The 17,281-nt window shown below is 58.6% G+C and carries 16 protein-coding genes; 3 read left to right on the top strand and 13 right to left on the bottom strand.

Annotation, left to right across the window (positions count from 1 at the left end; translation table 11 throughout):
• Positions 1 to 104 precede the first annotated feature (104 nt).
• Positions 105 to 641: a cytochrome b561 gene (cybB, locus tag BV390_RS18600; protein ID WP_032696309.1), complete on the bottom strand. Its 537-nt coding sequence runs from the start codon at positions 639 to 641 to the stop codon at positions 105 to 107.
• 30 nt (positions 642 to 671) lie between these two features.
• Complete coding sequence (locus tag BV390_RS18595; RefSeq protein ID WP_032687936.1) at positions 672 to 1,361, bottom strand: VIT1/CCC1 transporter family protein; 690 nt, start codon at positions 1,359 to 1,361, stop codon at positions 672 to 674.
• Positions 1,362 to 1,517: 156 nt separating this feature from the next.
• Here BV390_RS18595 and BV390_RS18590 point away from each other — a divergent pair, with 156 nt between their 5' ends.
• Positions 1,518 to 2,426: a cation diffusion facilitator family transporter gene (locus BV390_RS18590; RefSeq protein WP_046852592.1), complete on the top strand. Its 909-nt coding sequence runs from the start codon at positions 1,518 to 1,520 to the stop codon at positions 2,424 to 2,426.
• A gap of 180 nt (positions 2,427 to 2,606) precedes the next feature.
• On the opposite strand, the gene BV390_RS18585 is transcribed toward BV390_RS18590, so the two are convergent.
• The 3 genes from BV390_RS18585 to BV390_RS18575 all read right to left on the bottom strand — a co-directional run bounded on the left by BV390_RS18585 (position 2,607) and on the right by BV390_RS18575 (position 5,123).
• Positions 2,607 to 3,413 carry a M14 family metallopeptidase gene (locus BV390_RS18585; protein WP_223306622.1) on the bottom strand — a complete coding sequence of 269 codons (807 nt, stop codon included), beginning with the start codon at positions 3,411 to 3,413 and terminating at the stop codon, positions 2,607 to 2,609.
• A gap of 390 nt (positions 3,414 to 3,803) precedes the next feature.
• The gene (locus BV390_RS18580) at positions 3,804 to 4,214 is read right to left on the bottom strand and encodes a DUF2000 domain-containing protein (protein ID WP_032687940.1); all 411 of its coding nucleotides are present in this window, start codon (positions 4,212 to 4,214) and stop codon (positions 3,804 to 3,806) included.
• Between the two features lie 54 nt (positions 4,215 to 4,268).
• A complete protein-coding gene (locus BV390_RS18575; RefSeq protein ID WP_032696313.1) occupies positions 4,269 to 5,123 on the bottom strand; it encodes an AraC family transcriptional regulator in 855 nt (284 codons plus the stop codon).
• Positions 5,124 to 5,425: 302 nt separating this feature from the next.
• Here BV390_RS18575 and BV390_RS18570 point away from each other — a divergent pair, with 302 nt between their 5' ends.
• A complete protein-coding gene (locus BV390_RS18570) occupies positions 5,426 to 6,454 on the top strand; it encodes an LLM class flavin-dependent oxidoreductase (protein WP_032687943.1) in 1,029 nt (342 codons plus the stop codon).
• A 69-nt stretch (positions 6,455 to 6,523) separates the two neighbouring features.
• Here the strand turns inward: BV390_RS18570 and BV390_RS18565 are convergent, their stop codons facing one another.
• Entirely contained in the window at positions 6,524 to 6,859 is a 336-nt protein-coding gene (locus BV390_RS18565; protein ID WP_032687944.1) for a gamma-glutamylcyclotransferase family protein, read from the bottom strand.
• 250 nt (positions 6,860 to 7,109) lie between these two features.
• On the opposite strand from BV390_RS18565, the gene gap reads away from it, so the two are divergent.
• Positions 7,110 to 8,108, top strand: coding sequence for a type I glyceraldehyde-3-phosphate dehydrogenase (gene gap, locus BV390_RS18560; protein WP_032687945.1), 999 nt, complete (start codon positions 7,110 to 7,112; stop codon positions 8,106 to 8,108).
• Positions 8,109 to 8,174: 66 nt separating this feature from the next.
• On the opposite strand, the gene aldA is transcribed toward gap, so the two are convergent.
• From aldA to astA, 7 genes are all read right to left on the bottom strand, one after another.
• Positions 8,175 to 9,614 carry an aldehyde dehydrogenase gene (gene aldA, locus BV390_RS18555; RefSeq protein ID WP_085397208.1) on the bottom strand — a complete coding sequence of 480 codons (1,440 nt, stop codon included), beginning with the start codon at positions 9,612 to 9,614 and terminating at the stop codon, positions 8,175 to 8,177.
• Positions 9,615 to 9,812: 198 nt separating this feature from the next.
• A complete protein-coding gene (locus tag BV390_RS18550) occupies positions 9,813 to 10,613 on the bottom strand; it encodes a YdcF family protein (RefSeq protein ID WP_046852596.1) in 801 nt (266 codons plus the stop codon).
• A 367-nt stretch (positions 10,614 to 10,980) separates the two neighbouring features.
• On the bottom strand, positions 10,981 to 12,417 hold the full coding sequence (locus tag BV390_RS18545) for an amino acid permease (RefSeq protein WP_032687948.1): 1,437 nt from the start codon (positions 12,415 to 12,417) through the stop codon (positions 10,981 to 10,983).
• A gap of 10 nt (positions 12,418 to 12,427) precedes the next feature.
• Positions 12,428 to 13,423, bottom strand: coding sequence for a succinylglutamate desuccinylase (astE, locus tag BV390_RS18540; protein ID WP_085397207.1), 996 nt, complete (start codon positions 13,421 to 13,423; stop codon positions 12,428 to 12,430).
• Between the two features lie 10 nt (positions 13,424 to 13,433).
• Positions 13,434 to 14,774, bottom strand: a complete 1,341-nt coding sequence (gene astB / locus BV390_RS18535) for an N-succinylarginine dihydrolase (protein ID WP_032687950.1) — start codon at positions 14,772 to 14,774, stop codon at positions 13,434 to 13,436.
• A 22-nt stretch (positions 14,775 to 14,796) separates the two neighbouring features.
• Positions 14,797 to 16,263, bottom strand: a complete 1,467-nt coding sequence (astD, locus tag BV390_RS18530) for a succinylglutamate-semialdehyde dehydrogenase (RefSeq protein WP_032700028.1) — start codon at positions 16,261 to 16,263, stop codon at positions 14,797 to 14,799.
• A complete protein-coding gene (gene astA / locus BV390_RS18525; protein WP_165457264.1) occupies positions 16,254 to 17,276 on the bottom strand; it encodes an arginine N-succinyltransferase in 1,023 nt (340 codons plus the stop codon). Before astA ends, astD begins: the two co-directional genes overlap by 10 nt.
• Positions 17,277 to 17,281: the final 5 nt, after the last annotated feature.

The raw sequence follows: 17,281 nt of genomic DNA, 5'->3' as shown, positions 1-17,281 counted from the left end.
AAATACAAACCGGAATGCGCCGGCGTGTTCCGGAGAACGGCCACCGGGGGAGGTTGCGCGAGACGCTCTCCCGGCATGACCCAGTGAGGGGGCAGATTACCGGCTCAGTCCCGATGTTTTCCTGGCATCATTCGGAGTAAGGTGTTGTCACGCCATATATAGTGGTGCATCAGGGCGGCCGCGGCATGCAAACCAACGATAAAATAACCGGTATTGGCCAGGAATTCATGAACGTCTTTCAGGCTGCTTTGCAGCAGACTGTTTTTCACTGCTGAAATCGGCATATTAATAAAAATAAAGCTCCATTCTTTTTGGCCAAAATAGAGCGACAGAACCCCCAGCGCCGGAAGGATAATAAAAAGGCAATATAAAATAAAATGCATCAACGAGGCGCTGAGTTTCTGCCACTGGGGGAGCGCCGGGACCACCGGTGGTTGCGGAGAAAAAAGCCTGACGACCATTCTGACTAACATCAGAATAAATACGCTGACCCCACAACTGTAATGCGCGGTCGCCATCCAGTAACGACCTGGGGAATTTTTAGGGAAGATCCCCTTAAACTCCATCGCCGCGTAAGTGATGACGATGAGCAGCAACACCAGCCAGTGCAGCGCTATCTGACTCCCTGAATATTTTTTCAATTTTATGTTTCCTTATCGCTTAACGGTCATTCAGGCCATCGCCTGACCGGCGAGAGAACCGGCCCCCATGGATAAAGCCATAGCCATTGCGCTCCAGAACGTGATTCTTATTATTGCCTTCAGCGGTGACGCATTCCCCGCAACCGAGGAGATATAGCCAAGAATAACCAGCGAAAAAAGCGTGGCGAGAATCACGAACGGAAAAACCCGCGTTGCCGGCGCTAGCCAGGCGATGATGACAGGCAGCAGCGCGCCGGCGGAAAAGCTAAACGCTGAAAATATCGCGGCCTGCAGCGGCTGCGCCGAATTGGTCTGCGTCAGCCCCAGCTCTTCCCGGGCATGAGCGTCCAGCGCATCCTTCGCCATAAGCTGTTCCGCGACCCGCTGCGCCAGGGCCGGCTCCAGTCCGCGCTGCCTGTACAGCGAAGCCAGTTCCTGCACCTCTTCCTCGTAATTTGCCGCCAGCTCTCTTTTTTCCTGACTGAGCGCCGCGTGTTCGCTATCCGCCTGCGATGAAACGGAAACATATTCGCCGGTTGCCATCGACATGGCGCCCGCAACCAGTCCGGCCACCCCGGCCAGTAAAATACCCGACGGCGAAGTGCCCGCCGCGGCGACCCCGAGAACCAGACTGGCGGTCGACACGATGCCATCATTCGCGCCCAGCACTGCCGCTCTCAGCCACCCTACTTTGCCGATACTGTGTCGTTCCAGATGCATAGTGGTTTTCCTTTTGATCAGGAAATGAGTCATCCTGGCATGACGGATATATATAAATCAGCTCACCCGTAACTTATTCTTTTATCATTAACCTTACATTAAGATTACGCCAGTATAATCCAGTGCCTGATGTTAATTATTTAAACGGACTGTTTTATGCGAAATGATAATGGGTATCATGAACGTTCAGCCATCGCACAAAAAAGCACATTAATCAGCGCCGCGGTTAATATTATCTTGTCATTCATGCAAATTCTTAGCGGTATATTTTCTGGCTCTCAGGGTTTAATTGCTGATGGTATTCATTCTCTTTCTGATTTAGTGGCAGATGCGGTGGTGCTGCTGGCAAATAAAAAAAGCCGTAAACCCTCGGACAACGATCACCATTACGGCCACTGGCGATACGAGAACGGCGCGTCATTGATTCTCGGAATGATGTTGGTTGCCGTGGGCGTCGGTATGCTGTGGTCGGCTGCCGGGAAATTGCTGCACCCTGAGTCACTCTCCGAGGTACATGTTACCGCGCTGTGGGTCGCGCTTACCGCTCTCGCGATCAAGGAAACGCTGTTCCGCTATATGCGCAGGGTGGCGATCCGCCTCCAGTCCTCTCTGCTGATGGCCAATGCATGGCATGCCCGTTCTGATGCCGCTTCATCGGTGGTTGTCGCTATCGGTATTACCGGGACGCTGGCCGGCTACCCGTGGTTTGATCCGGCGGCGGCTTTGGTGGTCGGGCTGCTGATCCTGCGCATGGGCTACGCATTCGCGGCTGACGCGATGCACGATCTGATGGACCGCGCGGCGGATAGCGATAAAGAACATGAAATCAAAGCGCTGCTTCTGTCAACACCGGGGGTCGCCGGGCTTCATGATCTGAAAACGCGTAAAGCGGGAGATCTTATCCTTGTCGATGTGCATCTGGAGGTGCCGGAACATCTCTCCGTCCGCGATAGCCATGACATCGCCGTCGCGGCGCGGGAAAGAGTGTTGCAAACAAACGGCATTCTCAATGTCATGGTGCATATCGATCCCTTTTCAGCAAACGCGCCAAATCAGTGCCTGTAGTCCGCTGTTGGGTCTGCTCTTCTCTCGAGGCCGATGGCGCCTGAATGTGCATCGGCGTGATGAGAATGCGGCCAGGACATGACCTGCGCATGCAGCATAAAACGCATTGTCGTTAGCCCAGGGGAAAGGATCGGCAAAACCTGGCGGGCAGAGCGGGCGATATCTGCCCGCTCCGATCACTCAGCGTGATAATGCAAATTCAATGGCCCGCCGGACGGTGACAACCTGCGCCCGGGTACACTCCTGCGGGGAAGTTTTCGCGCTATCGGGATAGACTTCGGTTGTGGTGGTAAACGGCGCGCCGGTTATGGTCGAGCACAGGTGCCAGGCATTATTGTCATACTCAACAATGCCATGACCAATGACCGGATAACCGAGCACGGTCTCCCCAGGCACCGACGGAGCAATGTGCGTCACCTGCGCAACCGCAGAAATCAACGCGCTCTGGAAATCCAGTCTTGAATTGCGCTCGTCGCTGACCAGATAGAAACCGTCAGGAATATTCTCCGGTTTATAGGCCACGCCGTCCCTGGCAGCCCGCGCGGGGCTGAACTCACTTTCGTCCGTATCGGTCGTTTCATGCAAATCAACGTGCACGGCGAAGCGGCCTTGCAGCGGCGAAATGAGCCTCATCAAGGCCTGGGACTCCTCCGCTGCGCCCTCGGGGAAAAATTGCCGGTTAGGGTCGACGGCATCGTAGTTCCAACGGGAAATACGCTCATAGGCCCAGGGGCTGACGCAGGGCGCCACCAGTAGATTGATTTTTCCCGCATACTCATCCTGATATTCAGTCAAAAACGTCAGGGCGCCCATCACGCCGCTGGTTTCATAACCGTGGACGCCGCCGGTAACGAGAGCCACCGGCAGAGTATCGTCCCAGTTTTTTGATTTTGCCGCCCTCAACGGATAAACATCATCGGCGTAACGCAATTCGCCATACTGAATGACATCGAAGCGCTGCTTCAGGCCATCAAGTACAGCGGACACATCGCGCTGATAGCTCCGGGATCGCGTCTGATTCTGCCGCCAGCGTTGTATTTCGACTGCTGTCCAGGGTTGCCCCGGGGTACCGATTGGATAAAACTGATTCAGGGTCATATTTCACTCAGAGAATAAAAGAGAGTATCGGGTGCGGGAAGAGAGGGATGCAGCGCAACTCCCGGAACCGTCGATAAAAACATGTCGGCAATCAGGCCGTTGGCCAATTGCGCCATCTCTGAATTAAAGCACAGATCGCCGCAAGGACAACAGCGACTGAAGGCAGGTCAATACGCGATTCCCGTCGAAGCAGGATGGTAGATGGGGGCGGACAGGGTTTCTGCCGCCCGAGGCGGCAGCGACCTGGGGCAATCCGCCCTCGTGGCAACGGCAGGCAAACTAACCGTGGAGAGAAAGTCCCTTGATCACTTTATCCACCATTTTTTTCGGGCCACGGATCCCGAGCCCGACCAGATCCAGATTCTCCGCATCGGCGCTGATAAACACCTCACGATTGGCCTCATCGTACCCGGTGGCAAACATGGCGTGAATGTAGGGAATAATGGTCACTTCCCGCTCAAGCGCTTTGCGATGCACAACCTGTAATTTTTCCAGCCCGCCCTCAAATATCAGCATGGGCTGGCCAGACATATTGCCATACTGCCGGCCCAGTGAATCGATATAGGGTTGGCCGAGGATCTCGGGAGCCGCAGAGGCAATCCCCGTCGCCAGAAACGCCACCACATTCAGTCGCTGCCATGTCGCTAAATCATCGCGCACGATATAGGCAATCTTCGTGTCAAAGGTCATCAAAATACTCCTGTCTGTACCGCGAAAATATTATCTTCACGTAAGCCCGGGGCATCAGTATAGAACGTTTGAGCAGCGGCTCTGAAAGGCCACCGGCGAGATCCGGTAAGCGCGCCGGAACCAGCGACCCAGATGGCTCTGATCGGCAAAACCGGTCTCTGCCGCAACCTGCGACACCGCGAGGCCTCCGGCCAGCAGCCGTCGCGCGGTGCGCAGGCGCAGCCTGACCAGATAGGCATGGGGCGTCTGCCCGAAGGCCGCCTTGAATTGCCGGCTCAGGCGGAACCGGTCGATACCGCTGATCTCAGCCAGCTCATCGAGGCCGGTATTCCAGGCGAGATGGTCGTGCAGATACTCGCGGACCCGGTTCATCCTGACCAGTGAATCGGTCATCGCCGTCGCCGGCTTCACGGCAACGTGAGGAGTCAGATGCGCCACCAGACGATCGAGGCTCTCATCACACGCCAACCGACCTTCCCCATGATGAATGGCCGCAAACGCCTGCGAGATGGCCATGATCAAGTCGCGATCGTCGGTCAGCGTATGGCGAAAGGCGGCTTCCACCAGAGAAATATCGCCCATGCCGCGCTGACGCAGACTGTCGGACATCCAGCGCTGCGGGATGTAGAGCATGGCATAGGTGAATCCGCTGGGCTGCGGGGCATGGCCATCATGCACGGCTCCCGGTTCGATAAGGATCGCTTTCCCCGGCGTACTGGTATGCACCGCGCGGTGACAGCTGAAGCGCTGTGAACCCTGTAAAGTGACTCCCAGCAGCAGCTCCTCGTGGTCGTGGCTGTCGTAAGCATGGCCTTTAAAGTGCGCGTTGACACTTTCAATACCCGTAGCGGCATCCCGGCGAAAGTCGACCCAATCGCCGGATGTCGCCGGCGGCGTTTTTTCTGACATCATCACACTCTGACAACGTTGACGGGACAATAAGCTTAACAGGGAACTGAGCGACGAATTGGCCTAAAATGCGCCACATATTATCGGGGTTCAGCGGCGCATCGCCCCAGCCGCTCTCTCCCGGACGGCGCTACCGGCGCCCCGTTTCAATCAATTTATTTGATGCATTATGTTAAACAAACGTTATTTATTCTCCTCAGGGAATACGTAAAGTAGTGATTATGCCAAACGAGAACCGGCCGGCTTCACCGAGGCCGGCACCCGTCTACTGAACATTCCCTGCAAACCAGGATAAAGACGTCATGAAAAAGATTGGATTTTTGTCATTCGGACACTGGACGCCATCGCCGCAGTCCGCTACCCGCTCTGCCGCTGACGCATTGCTGCAATCCATCGATCTGGCGGTGGCCGCTGAAGAGCTGGGCGCTGACGGCGCCTGGTTCAGAGTGCATCACTTTGCCCGTCAGCTCAGTTCGCCGTTTCCTCTGCTGGCGGCGATCGGCGCCAGAACCCGGCGTATTGAGATAGGTACCGGCGTTATCGATATGCGCTATGAAAACCCGCTGTACATGGCCGAAGATGCCGGCGCCGCGGACTTGATCTCCGGCGGACGCCTGCAGCTGGGTATCAGCCGGGGCTCCCCGGAGCAGGTGATCGACGGCTGGCGCTATTTCGGTTACGTCCCTGGCGAAGGGGAAAATGAATCCGATATGGCGCGCCGGCATTCTGAGGTGTTGCTGGACGTCCTGCGCGGCGAAGGCTTTGCGAAACCCAATCCGCAGCCGATGTTCCCGAACCCGCCGGGTCTGCTGCGCCCGGAACCCTATTCCGCAGGCCTGCGCGAGCGCATCTGGTGGGGCGCCGGTTCGAATGCAACGGCGGAGTGGGCCGCCAGACTGGGAATGAACCTGCAAAGCTCGACCTTAAAAGACGATGAAACCGGCGAACCGTTCCATATTCAGCAGGCGAAACAGATCCGGGCCTATCGCGACGCCTGGGCGCAAGCCGGGCATACGTGGACGCCGCGCGTCTCCGTTAGCCGCAGCATTTTTGCCCTGATGGACGATCGGGACCGGCGCTATTTTGGCTCCAGCCATGACGACAGCGATAAAGTCGGTTTCCTCGACGAGAAAACCCGCGCAATTTTCGGTCGCAGCTATGCCGCCGAACCGGACAAGCTGATTGCGCAGCTGCAGCAGGATGAGGCGATTGCCGAGGCGGATACGCTGCTACTGACCGTGCCAAACCAGCTCGGCGTCGATTACAACGTGCACGTCATCGAGTCCATCCTGCAACATGTTGCGCCGGCGATGGGCTGGCGCGACAAATAAGTTTGCCACGTCCACGCCCTGCCCGCCGCCGGGCGGATCACATGACCTGGAGCAGCCCGCCGGGATGCGTTATCGGCGGGCTGGCGGCTGGAGCTGATAGATCCACGCGGTCACGCGCTGCTCCTCTGCCATCGTCACCTCTACCGCCACCCGGTCGTAGCCCTCTTCGAACTCATCCAGCATCGGCCAGTGCGCGGCAAGTTTATCCGATATAAAGAGATAACCGTCGACCCGGGGACCCTGTTTATCGAGGACGATACCCGGGAAATCGGCAGCGGCCCCCCAGCCGCGCGCATAAAACGTGCCGTGCACCCAACCCGGCAGCCACTCGCCGCCGATATTTTCCAGAATGGGGGCATTTTCATGGCCCGGACGCAGCGTGCCGTAAACAAATAAACGTTCCATGATTCCTCGTCGCAAAGTCACTCATGCCCGACGGGCGGTGAAAAGGTTCAAAATACGAGGGAACACCGCGCTTAGCAAGATACGGGAAACGCGACTAGCCCGCGGCAGAGAATACATTAATTTTTCTGTAGTGTTTTTCAACCGCTTAGCGGATGGCGAGACTTTCCGGGTTGCCGATTCGCCATGAGTAGAGTATGCCTGGAGTGTCTTATACCCTCAACCTCACTCACTATCCTATCGGAGGCTTTAGATGAGCAAACTAGGGATTAATGGCTTTGGTCGTATCGGACGTCTGGTATTACGCCGTTTACTGGAAGTGAACAGCCCGCTTGAAGTGGTGGCGATCAACGATCTTACCTCGCCGAAAGTGCTGGCCTATTTGTTAAAACATGATTCAAACTACGGGCCGTTCCCGTGGAGCGTTGATTTTACGGAAGATGCGCTCATCGTGAATGGCAAAAAAATTACCGTCTATGCCGAGAAAGAGGCCCGGCATATTCCGTGGACAGCGGTGGGTGCGGAACTGATTGTCGAGTGTACCGGCTTCTACACATCCACCGAGAAGGCGCAGGCGCATCTCGATGCCGGGGCGAAAAAAGTCCTGATCTCCGCCCCTGCCGGTGACATGAAGACCATCGTCTATAACGTCAACGACGATACCCTGACCGCCGATGACACCATCATTTCCGTCGCCTCCTGTACCACCAACTGCCTGGCGCCGATGGCCAAAGTCCTCAACGACGCTTTCGGCATTAAGCTCGGCACCATGACCACCATTCATGCCTACACCGGCACTCAGTCGCTGGTTGACGGCCCGCGGGGGAAAGATTTACGCGCCTCGCGCGCGGCGGCGGAAAACATCATCCCGCACACCACCGGGGCGGCGAAAGCCATCGGGCTGGTTATTCCAGCGCTCAGCGGCAAGCTGAAGGGTCACGCCCAGCGCGTGCCGACCAAAACCGGCTCAGTCACCGAACTGGTCTCCATCCTGGAGAAAAAAGTCACCGCCGATGAGGTCAATCAGGCGATGAAGAAAGCGGCGGAGAACAACGAATCCTTCGGCTACACCGAAGAAGAGATCGTCTCTTCCGACATTATCGGCAGCCATTTCGGCTCGATTTACGATGCCACCCAGCTTGAAGTCGCCGAAGCCGGCGACGTTCAGCTGGTCAAAACCGTTGCCTGGTACGATAACGAGTACGGTTTTGTCACCCAGCTAATCCGCGTGCTGGATAAATTTGCCCACTAGCCATCGCGGCGACGCAAAAAAGCGGATAGCCTGGCTATCCGCTTGTTGGTCAGCCGAAACCGACGCTTAAGACTGTAAATAGACGACCTGGGTTTGCAGATACTCATTCAACCCATGACGACCGTCGGCACCGCCGATACCCGATTTTCGCCATCCGGCATGAAAGCCCTGCATCGCTTCAAAGTTCTCACGGTTAATGTAGGTTTCACCGAACTTCAGCCCCTTTATCGCCTTCATCGCCACGTTCAGATCCCGGGTATAGATCGAGGAGGTCAGGCCATAGTCGCTGTCATTGGCCATCGCCAGCGCCTCATCCAGGGTGTCAAACGCCACCACCGGCAGCACCGGGCCAAAGGTCTCTTCGTGAATGATGTCCATCTCCTGACGCACGTCCAGCAGCAGAGTCGGCGGATAAAAATAGCCCTGGCCCGCTACCGCGTTGCCGCCCAGCGCCAGACGCGCCCCCTGCGCTAACGCCCTGGCCACTTTCTGTTCGACGCGTTCCCGCGCGGCGGCGTTGATCAACGGCCCCATGGCGATATCGTCGCGGGTAGCCGGGTCGCCAAACTGTACCGCCTTTAAGGCTTCGCCCAGGCGATTCACAAATCGATCGTAAATGCCTTTTTGCACGTAGACCCGCTCCACGCAGTTACATACCTGCCCGCTGTTAATGATCCGGGAATCCACCACCGCTTTTACCGCCAGCTCAAGGTCGGCATCATCCATCACGATAGCCGGCGCCTTACCGCCCAGTTCAAGGCACACTTTGGTGATGTTCTTCGCCGCGGCGGCCATAATCTTCTCGCCCGCGCCGACGCTGCCGGTCATACTGACCATCGCCACTTTGGCATTTGCCGCCAGCTCGTGACCAACGGTTTCGCCGCGGCCCAGCACCAGATTAAACACCCCTTTCGGCAGGCCAATGTCATCGACAATCTGCGCAAATGCGACGGCGTTGTTGGGGGTAAACTCGCTGGGTTTAATGACGATGGTGTTGCCGGTAATTAGCGCTGGCGCCAGCTTGCGGGCGATGAGGAAGAACGGGAAGTTCCACGGCAGAATTCCGGTGGTGACGCCCAGCGCGCGTTTGAAGACGAGGATATTTTCCCCTGGCCGATCGCTCTGGACGATTTCGCCTTCATAGCGACGCGCCCACTCGGCCATATAGTCAAGATAATCGGCGGTAAATGAGACCTCCACCGCCGCCAGCTGCTGGATTTTGCCCCCTTCCGCCACGATCAGCGCGGCAATCTCCTGCGCGCGCTGGCGAATGCCGGCGGCAATTTTCCGCAGCCAGCCCGCGCGCTCAATCGCCGGCAGCGCCTCCCAGGCCGGCTGCGCACGCTCTGCCGCCTCAATAGCCCGCCGGGCATCGTCAGCCGTACCATCGGGGATACGGGAAAGCAGCGCTTCCGTTGCCGGGTTGAGTACATCGATCCAGGCGTCGCCACGCCCAACCACAAACTGACCATCAATATACATCGGGTGCTGAACGGGTGCTGTCATGGCCTGCTCCTGTAGATTTAGTGTTTTTAACAAGTAACTTATTTGTTAAAAATCTACCCACGCGCAGCGCCAGAAGCAGACGGTCAGCATGATTTTGTGAAACAGCTCATGAAAACGCGCCGACATCACGGCGATAAAGTTACATATTGGCAACAAAAACTGCCCGTTTGCGAAAAACGCGCCGCAAACGGGCAACACTCAGCCGGGAGCGCGGGCGTTCAGCGCTTCACCCAGCAGGTTGTCCTCACTCAACCGTTGTCCGGCTTCGAGGATCCGGGCGGGGATATCCACATGGACGATAAAATCTTTTCCGCGCGGGCCGTATCCCTGGGGGGCATCCAGCAACCGCGGCAGCTCTCCCAGAATCAGCGACAGATAGCGTCCGACCGGCCACAGCCCGGCAGCGTCACCGCGAAAAGCCAGCCCGTTCGCCGTATTGCCCAGCAGCGGCGCACAGCCCGGCGTACTGTACCACTGCGGCGCGACCGTCTCGTCCTGCCAGACGCGGGCAAAGGTCGCCATGGTCCGCCGCTGCATCGTCGGATCCTGGAGCACCACGCCGGCGCGGGGAGCGATTCCCGTCGCCGCCAGCATCTCGCGGGTAAAGCGCGCGTTCTCGCCGCAGTTGGTGGAACGATCCTCAACCACGATCCTGTCGCGGGGGATATGCCAGAAACGGTGGGCGATATCGGCGAGGATATGCGCCTCCGGGCGCCCGTCGACCGGCAGCGACCGATAGCGCGGCTCGTTGCGTATCGCGTCGTAAAGAAAGGCCGTGGAGTGGCCAACCCCGCCGCTAATCAGCAGCGGCACCCCGGCGTCAGCCGCCAGCCGACAGGCGGCGTCAATGGTCGGGATCACCGCGTTGCCCGCCAGCACCACAATATCCACCGCCGGCGTCGGCGCCTGTGCGGTAAAATCATCCAGCGCCAGCCACTGGCCCAGGCAGTTGGCCGCCGCCAGCGTGGCATCCGGCAGGGATGGAAACTGCTCACTCATACTCGCTCCTTTCGTGCCATCTCATCCGTCAAGGACGTCGGCCATATCATAAACCGCCGCCCACGGTGGCGGCGAATAAACGGCAATACATCACTAAAAAAGAACCCACAATAGCGAAAAACGCTGGCCTGCGCCCGAATCATGGCCGCAATGATGCCATTAACGCGCAGAGGCTCGCTAATAATCATGTTGGCCACGCGAAGATCGATAACAGGCGCGGAGGACGGTCGCGGGGGTATCTGGCAGGAACGACGGGCTTGTCGACAGACGCCCTCTTCTGTGGCAGCAGACGGAATACGATGCCTGCGGGCAGGTCATGATTGGCTAAGACCACGCCGACAGCAGACTCGCTGCTGTCGGCGTCAGGTCAGGCGTTCAGCTTCTCCAGCTGCGTTTGCCCTTCCCGCTTCTGTTTTATCTTCCAGAACAGCCACAGCGCCACAAACCACAGCGGCGTCGCCATCAGCGCTTTCAGCGTATCCGGATCGAAGATCATGATAAAAATCGAGAAGGCGAAAAACAGCAGGCTGATCCAGCTCATGACAACCCCCGCCGGCATCTTAAACATCGATTGCTGATGCAGATCCGGACGCTTGTGGCGGTACACCAGATAAGCCACCAGAATCATCCCCCAGCTGAATACCACCATAATCGCCGCCAGCGTCGAGACAATGGTGAACAGCGTCATCACGTTCGGCACCAGGAACAGCAGCAGCGTGCCGCTGAGCATGCAGAAGCAGGAGAACAGCAGGCTACGCACCGGAATACGCGTGGTGCGCGACAAAATGCGGAACTGGCCGTGGGCATGTTTCTCTACCGACAGGCCGTACAGCATGCGGGTACTGGAGTAGACGCCGCTGTTGGCCGATGACATCGCCGAGGTCAGCGCGACAAAGTTAATCACCGCCGCCGCCGCAGGCAGCCCGGCATTAGCAAACAGCGTCACGAAGGGGCTGGCATCCGGCGAGACGCCAGGCCAGGAAGCCACGGCAATAATCACCACCATCGAGAGCAGATAAAAAATGATAATCCGCAGCGGCAGCGCGTTAATCGCCTTCGGTAAAATCTTCTGCGGGTCACGGGTTTCGGCGGTCATCGTTCCGAGCAGCTCAATTCCGGTAAAGGAGAAGATAGCTATCTGGAAACCGGCAAAGAAGCCGGTGACGCCATGCGGCATAAACACCGTCGGGTCGGTGATGTGGCTCAGCGAAGCTTTCACGCCATCAGGCGAGGTCCAGCCGGTCGCCACCATCCACGCGCCGGTGACGATCAGCGCAATAATCGTAATGACCTTGATCAGCGCAAACCAGAATTCGGCCTCGCCGAACATTTTGACCGACAGCAAATTGAACAGGAACAGAATGCCGAGGGTGCTGAGCGCCGGCATCCAGGCTGACATCTCCGGAAACCAGTACTGCATATAGCTGCCGCACACCACCACATCGGCGATGCAGGTCACCACCCAGCTCAGCCAGTAGGTCCAGCCTAAATAGAAGCTGGCCTGCGGACCGAGATAATCGCCGACGAAATCGGCGAAAGAACGGTAATCAAGCCGGGTGAGCAGCACCTCGCCCATAGCCCGCATCACCATATAGGTAAAAAAACCCACCAGTAGATAAATCACGAGGATTGACGTCCCCGCCACCGCAATATTTCTTCCCGCCCCCATGAACAGGCCGGTGCCGATAGCGCCGCCCAGCGCAATCATCTGAATGTGCCGGGCGCCAAGGCCGCGTTTGAGTTGCGACGGGCACTCCCCGTCGATGGCAGGATTCACCTGCCCCTCGCGTTGATGTTGAGTCATGTCGATTCCTTCAAGCAGGCAAAGAAAGGCATGGCGCGGCTGACTTCAGCAACAAACCGGCGCGTTGCCCGGTTGCCACTCCCGCATTCGGAAATAAGATGTACGGCGCGTGAGCCGGAACAACCCACGTTTTATCCGGCTGGCGGGCAATTTCATACCCGGCGGGCAGCGCGGTGAAGTTGTCAATTTTCGGGTCAAGGTTGAGCGTAAAATCGCTGTCACTCTTGATGATGCTCTCCTGCACCAGAAAATAGTCCGCCGGCGCTTTGGTCCGCGCAGGTAGCGCAGCGTCGGCAATCAGCGCGCGCACCGTGGCGTCGGTCCCGGTAAACAGACGGAGGTCGTTTTCGCCAAAAGCCAGCACCTTGCCCAGCTCCAGGGTGGCACTTTGCGCGCCGAATTTTTCGCTGGTGTAGTGCGTAAAGGTGCCGCCCGGTTCGGTATGACGCACGATGGCATCCATATCGCTGGCCTGCAGCAGCGCGTAAAACCCGGCGTCATACTCGCCCTCGCGGGCCGGGAGCAGCGCAAACTGGCGGTAGCGCGAACCGCGTATCGCGGTATGCAAATCCAGATGCAGACGGCGCACCTGGCCCTGGCGATCCGCGGTCGCAAAGAAGGCCGTAACCGCCCCCTCCAGCTCCGCCGCACGCCGGGACTCATTCCCCGGCGCCACGGCGAGATGCCGCCCGCCGAACAGGCGGTTCAGGTCGTTATGTAAATAGCGGCGACCGGCGCGAATGGCCGGCAGATTGCCGAACACCAGCAGCAGCGCATGGCTGAGCGGCTGTTTACCCTCGCTCAGCGCCTGCATGATCTGCAGCAGGATCTCAATCGGCGCGGTTTCGTTGCCATGAATCCCCGCCGACACTACCGTAGCCTGCGTCCAGGGCGTCTGCGGCAGCAGTTGCAGCACGCCATCGGCTAACCAACTGGCCTCCATCGCCGCCGGAAAAGGCCAACTGCTCAGCTTGCAGTGGAGTAAATCATTGACTGTATTTTCCATTCCCGGCCCCTTAGCGCTGGAAGTCATAGACCGAACCCAGACCTAAAATCTGCGTCAGTTCATCAAGGGCCTGGTAAACCTCGCTCAACAGCTGCGGGTCGCCGAGATCGCTGGCATGCAGACGGTCGCGGTAATGTTTTTCAACCCAGCCGGTCAACTGCTGATAGCGTTCGTCATTCATCAGGCTACGTGGATTCACCGCCGCCAGTTCGTCATGATTCAGCACGACGCGCAGGCGCAGGCACGCCGGGCCGCCGCCGTTACGCATGCTTTCTCGCAGATCAAAGACCGCCACTTCGTTGATCGGCGAAGCGCCGCTGCTGACCAGTTCATTCAGGTACTGCCAGACATTACTGCGCTGGCGACACTCTTCCGGCACCACGATCAGCATCGAACCATCCGCTTTACTGAGCAGCTGACTGTTGAACAGATAGGAGGCCACGGTATCGTCGAGACTGACCTGCGCCTGGGGCACTTCGACGCTGGTAAACGGGATATCCAGCCGTGCAGTTTTCTCCCGCAGCGTGTCCAGCACCGCCTGCTGATTTAAAAAAGCATGCTGATGATGGAACAGCACGTGGCGGTTGCTGACCGAAATCACATCGTTATGGAACACGCCGTGGTCGATGGCCGCCGGATCCTGCTGGGCGAATACGGTATATTCCGGATTCAGCCGATGCAGCCGTGCAATCGCCTGGCTGGCTTCGAGGGTCTGGCGGGCCGGATATCTCGACGGCGCCACGCCGCCGCTGGCGCGCTTACCGTAGACAAAAAACTGTACCCCCTGGCGGCCATAGTCGGTGCAAAAGCGGTTATGGTTCGCCGCCCCTTCGTCGCCTAAATCGCCATGCTGCGCCAGCGCGTCGTGGTGGCTAAAACGGGTCTCATCGGCAAAGGTGGCGCGCAGAATCGACGCTGTGGTCGGCGCCTCCTGAGAACGATGCAGCTTGTTGTTCAGGTTGGCGACCGTGAAATGCAGCTTCCCGTCGGCGCTGTCGGCGGAAGGCGATACCGTGGCGGCGTTAGCGGTCCACATCGACGACGCAGAGCTAAATGCGGACAGCAGGTGCGGCGCTTCGACTGCGGCCTGCTGAATCACCTGCGCATCGCTCCCCTGAAAACCCAGTCCGCGCAGAGCGGAAATATTCGGCCGCGGCTGCGGCGGTAAAATCCCCTGAACGAAGCCTTTATCGGCCAGGGTTTTCATTTTAAACAGCCCCTGCAGCGCCGCTTTCTTCGGGTTGGATAAGCCGTCGCGGTTGTTTTGCGAGGCTTCGTTGCCGACCGAGAGACCGGCGTAATGGTGCGTCGGCCCAACCAGGCCGTCAAAATTAGCTTCAAAACCAGACATGGTGTCCTCACAGAATCCGTTATCAGAATGACAGGCCAGGCGAGAGGGTCGCCGGTAGCGTCAGCGTTTCGCTGACCAGGGAGGCCATTGGCCACGCGCAGTAATCGGCGGCATACCACGCCGAAGCGCGATGGTTGCCGGAAGCCCCCACGCCGCCAAAAGGCGCTTTACTGGAGGCGCCGGTCAGCGGCTTGTTCCAGTTAACGATCCCGGCGCGTGCCTCGTCGGCAAGCTGCGCAAACAGCGCCGGATCGGCGGAAATGAGCCCTGCTGCCAGCCCATAACGGGTGTGGTTAGCAATGCGGATCGCCTCATCAAAGGTGTCATAGCGGATCACGGTCAACAGCGGGCCGAAGTACTCTTCATCGGGAACATCCAGGCCGGTGACGTCGATAATGCCCGGCGTTAAGACCGTGGAGCGCGGGTCCGGCTGACGCAGGCGCAGCAGGATGTTGCCGCCCAGTTCTTCCAGTTTGTCCTGCGCCGCCAGCATCCCCTGCGCCGCCTGAAGCGAGATCACTCCGCCCATAAACGGCTGTGGTTCGGCGTCCCATTTTCCGCTGCGAATCTTCGCGCTGGCCTCAACCAGCCGCTGCAGCAGCGCATCGCCTTCGGCGCCGCGTTTGACCAGCAGCCGACGCGCGCAGGTGCAGCGCTGTCCGGCAGAGATAAAGGCGGATTGAATAATCACGTTCAGCGCCGCGTCGCTGTCGGTCACGTCGGCGACGATCAGCGCGTTGTTGCCGCCCATCTCCAGCGCCAGCATTTTCTCCGGCTGGCCGCTGAGGTAGCGATGGAAATGGAACCCGGTAGAAGCGCTGCCGGTAAACAGCACGCCGTCGATATCCCGGTTTTCCAGCAACGCCTGGCCGGTCTCTTTCCCCCCTTGAATCAGGTTGATAACGCCGTCCGGGATCCCGGCCTGCAGCCACAGCTGCACCGTCAGTTCGGCGGTGGCGGGGGTCAATTCGCTCGGCTTAAACACCACGGTATTCCCGGCAATCAGCGCCGGAATAATGTGTCCGTTCGGCAGGTGACCGGGGAAATTGTAGGGGCCGAAAACGGCCATCACGCCGTGCGGCTTGTGGCGCAGCAGCGCTTTACCGTCCGGCATCGCCGTTTCGCGCTGGCCGGTACGCTCGCTGTAGGCTTCAATCGAGATGCCCGCTTTGCCAATCATCGCCTGCACTTCGGTCCGGGTTTCCCACAGCGGCTTGCTGGTTTCCCGGGAGATAAGCGTCGCCAGCGCCTCTTTTTGCGCTTCCAGCAGGGCCGCAAATCGCTGAACGCAGGCGATGCGCTCCGCCAGCGGTCGGTGGGACCAGGCATAGAATGCGCCGCGCGCCGCCGCGCAGGCCGCCTGCACCTCCGCCGCACCGGCGCTGGCCGCCTGCCACAGGACGGATTGATCTTCCGGAGCCAGTTTGGTCAGCGTTGCGCCGCTCCCCTGCTGCCATTGCCCTGCGATTAACTGTGCATTTATCGCCATGATGTTCTTGCCTCCGGATGTAAAGTCACCGCATGAACCCGGTCGGTTTCATTCACCGCCAGTGCGTCCAGCGCGGCCTGATTAAGTTGCGGTTGAACGTCCGGCGATATCAATACCGCGCGGAACTGTTCGAACTGGTTGTTGGCGACGATAAGCGGCGTCGAGCGCTCCGTCATCAGCTGCATGGCCGGAATAAACTGGCTCTCGCTGATGGCCCTGATGGCGTCAGTTTCGGCTTCCAGTACCGGTCCGGCATCAAAAATGTCGACCGAACCGCGCCAGCTGAATCCCTCTTTCTCGAGAATCGCCCGCGCTGGCGAGGTATTGGCATGCACCTGGCCTATCGCTTCGCGGGCGTCATCCGGCAGCAGCGACACGTAAATCGGGTACGCCGGCATCAGTTCGGCAATAAAGGTTTTCATTCCCGTACCGGTCAGCCGGTCGGCATCGGCAAACGGAATGTCGAAAAAGTGATGGCCCAGCGCGTCCCAGAAGGGGGAATTGCCCTGCTCATCGCTACGCCCGCGCAATTCAGCAAACAGATGCGGTGAAAACAGCTCTCTGAAGGCGGCGATAAACAGGAAGCGCGCCTTCGACAAAAACAGACCATTACGGTTTTTCTGATATTCCGGGTCAAGGAACAGCGTGCACAGCTCGCTGTGTCCGGTATGGTCGTAGCTGAGGTTCAGCAACTCCTGATTTTTATATACCCCCAGCTCTTTCGAGGCGCGGACGGTACGCTGCAGGCGGAAATTATAAAACGGCTCATCGAGGCCCACGGCGACTTCAATGGCGCTGACCCCCACGACCCGCGCCAGGCGGGTATCTTCCAGCACAAAGAGGAAGCCCTGCTGGCCGCGCGGCAGCTTACCGGCAAAGGTCTCGACGCTGCGCTGGATCCGCGCGGCCAGCCGCGCGGGGTCGTTGGGTAACGAGGTCATGCCGACCCCCGCCCGCGACGCGAGGCGGATAATATCGTCGAGGTCATCTTGCCGAACGGGACGAAATAGCATCATAA

This window comes from Klebsiella sp. YJ, from assembly GCF_002108615.1.
GTDB lineage: Bacteria > Pseudomonadota > Gammaproteobacteria > Enterobacterales > Enterobacteriaceae > Klebsiella > Klebsiella planticola.
The sequence above is the reverse complement of the archived record's forward strand: the minus strand, read 5'-3'. Positions and strand labels throughout refer to the sequence as shown.

Excerpts from the sequence above, each read along its gene's own strand:
- aldA (WP_085397208.1), bottom strand. The coding sequence starts at position 9,614 with ATGACAGCACCCGTTCAGCACCCGATGTATATTGATGGTCAGTTTGTG.
- gap (WP_032687945.1), top strand. The coding sequence starts at position 7,110 with ATGAGCAAACTAGGGATTAATGGCTTTGGTCGTATCGGACGTCTGGTA.
- astE (WP_085397207.1), bottom strand. The coding sequence starts at position 13,423 with ATGGAAAATACAGTCAATGATTTACTCCACTGCAAGCTGAGCAGTTGG.
- astD (WP_032700028.1), bottom strand. The coding sequence starts at position 16,263 with ATGGCGATAAATGCACAGTTAATCGCAGGGCAATGGCAGCAGGGGAGC.
- astA (WP_165457264.1), bottom strand. The coding sequence starts at position 17,276 with ATGCTATTTCGTCCCGTTCGGCAAGATGACCTCGACGATATTATCCGC.
- BV390_RS18565 (WP_032687944.1), bottom strand. The coding sequence starts at position 6,859 with ATGGAACGTTTATTTGTTTACGGCACGCTGCGTCCGGGCCATGAAAAT.
- BV390_RS18550 (WP_046852596.1), bottom strand. The coding sequence starts at position 10,613 with ATGAGTGAGCAGTTTCCATCCCTGCCGGATGCCACGCTGGCGGCGGCC.
- BV390_RS18570 (WP_032687943.1), top strand. The coding sequence starts at position 5,426 with ATGAAAAAGATTGGATTTTTGTCATTCGGACACTGGACGCCATCGCCG.
- BV390_RS18590 (WP_046852592.1), top strand. The coding sequence starts at position 1,518 with ATGCGAAATGATAATGGGTATCATGAACGTTCAGCCATCGCACAAAAA.
- astB (WP_032687950.1), bottom strand. The coding sequence starts at position 14,774 with ATGTCTGGTTTTGAAGCTAATTTTGACGGCCTGGTTGGGCCGACGCAC.
- BV390_RS18575 (WP_032696313.1), bottom strand. The coding sequence starts at position 5,123 with ATGTCAGAAAAAACGCCGCCGGCGACATCCGGCGATTGGGTCGACTTT.
- BV390_RS18545 (WP_032687948.1), bottom strand. The coding sequence starts at position 12,417 with ATGACTCAACATCAACGCGAGGGGCAGGTGAATCCTGCCATCGACGGG.
- BV390_RS18580 (WP_032687940.1), bottom strand. The coding sequence starts at position 4,214 with ATGACCTTTGACACGAAGATTGCCTATATCGTGCGCGATGATTTAGCG.
- BV390_RS18595 (WP_032687936.1), bottom strand. The coding sequence starts at position 1,361 with ATGCATCTGGAACGACACAGTATCGGCAAAGTAGGGTGGCTGAGAGCG.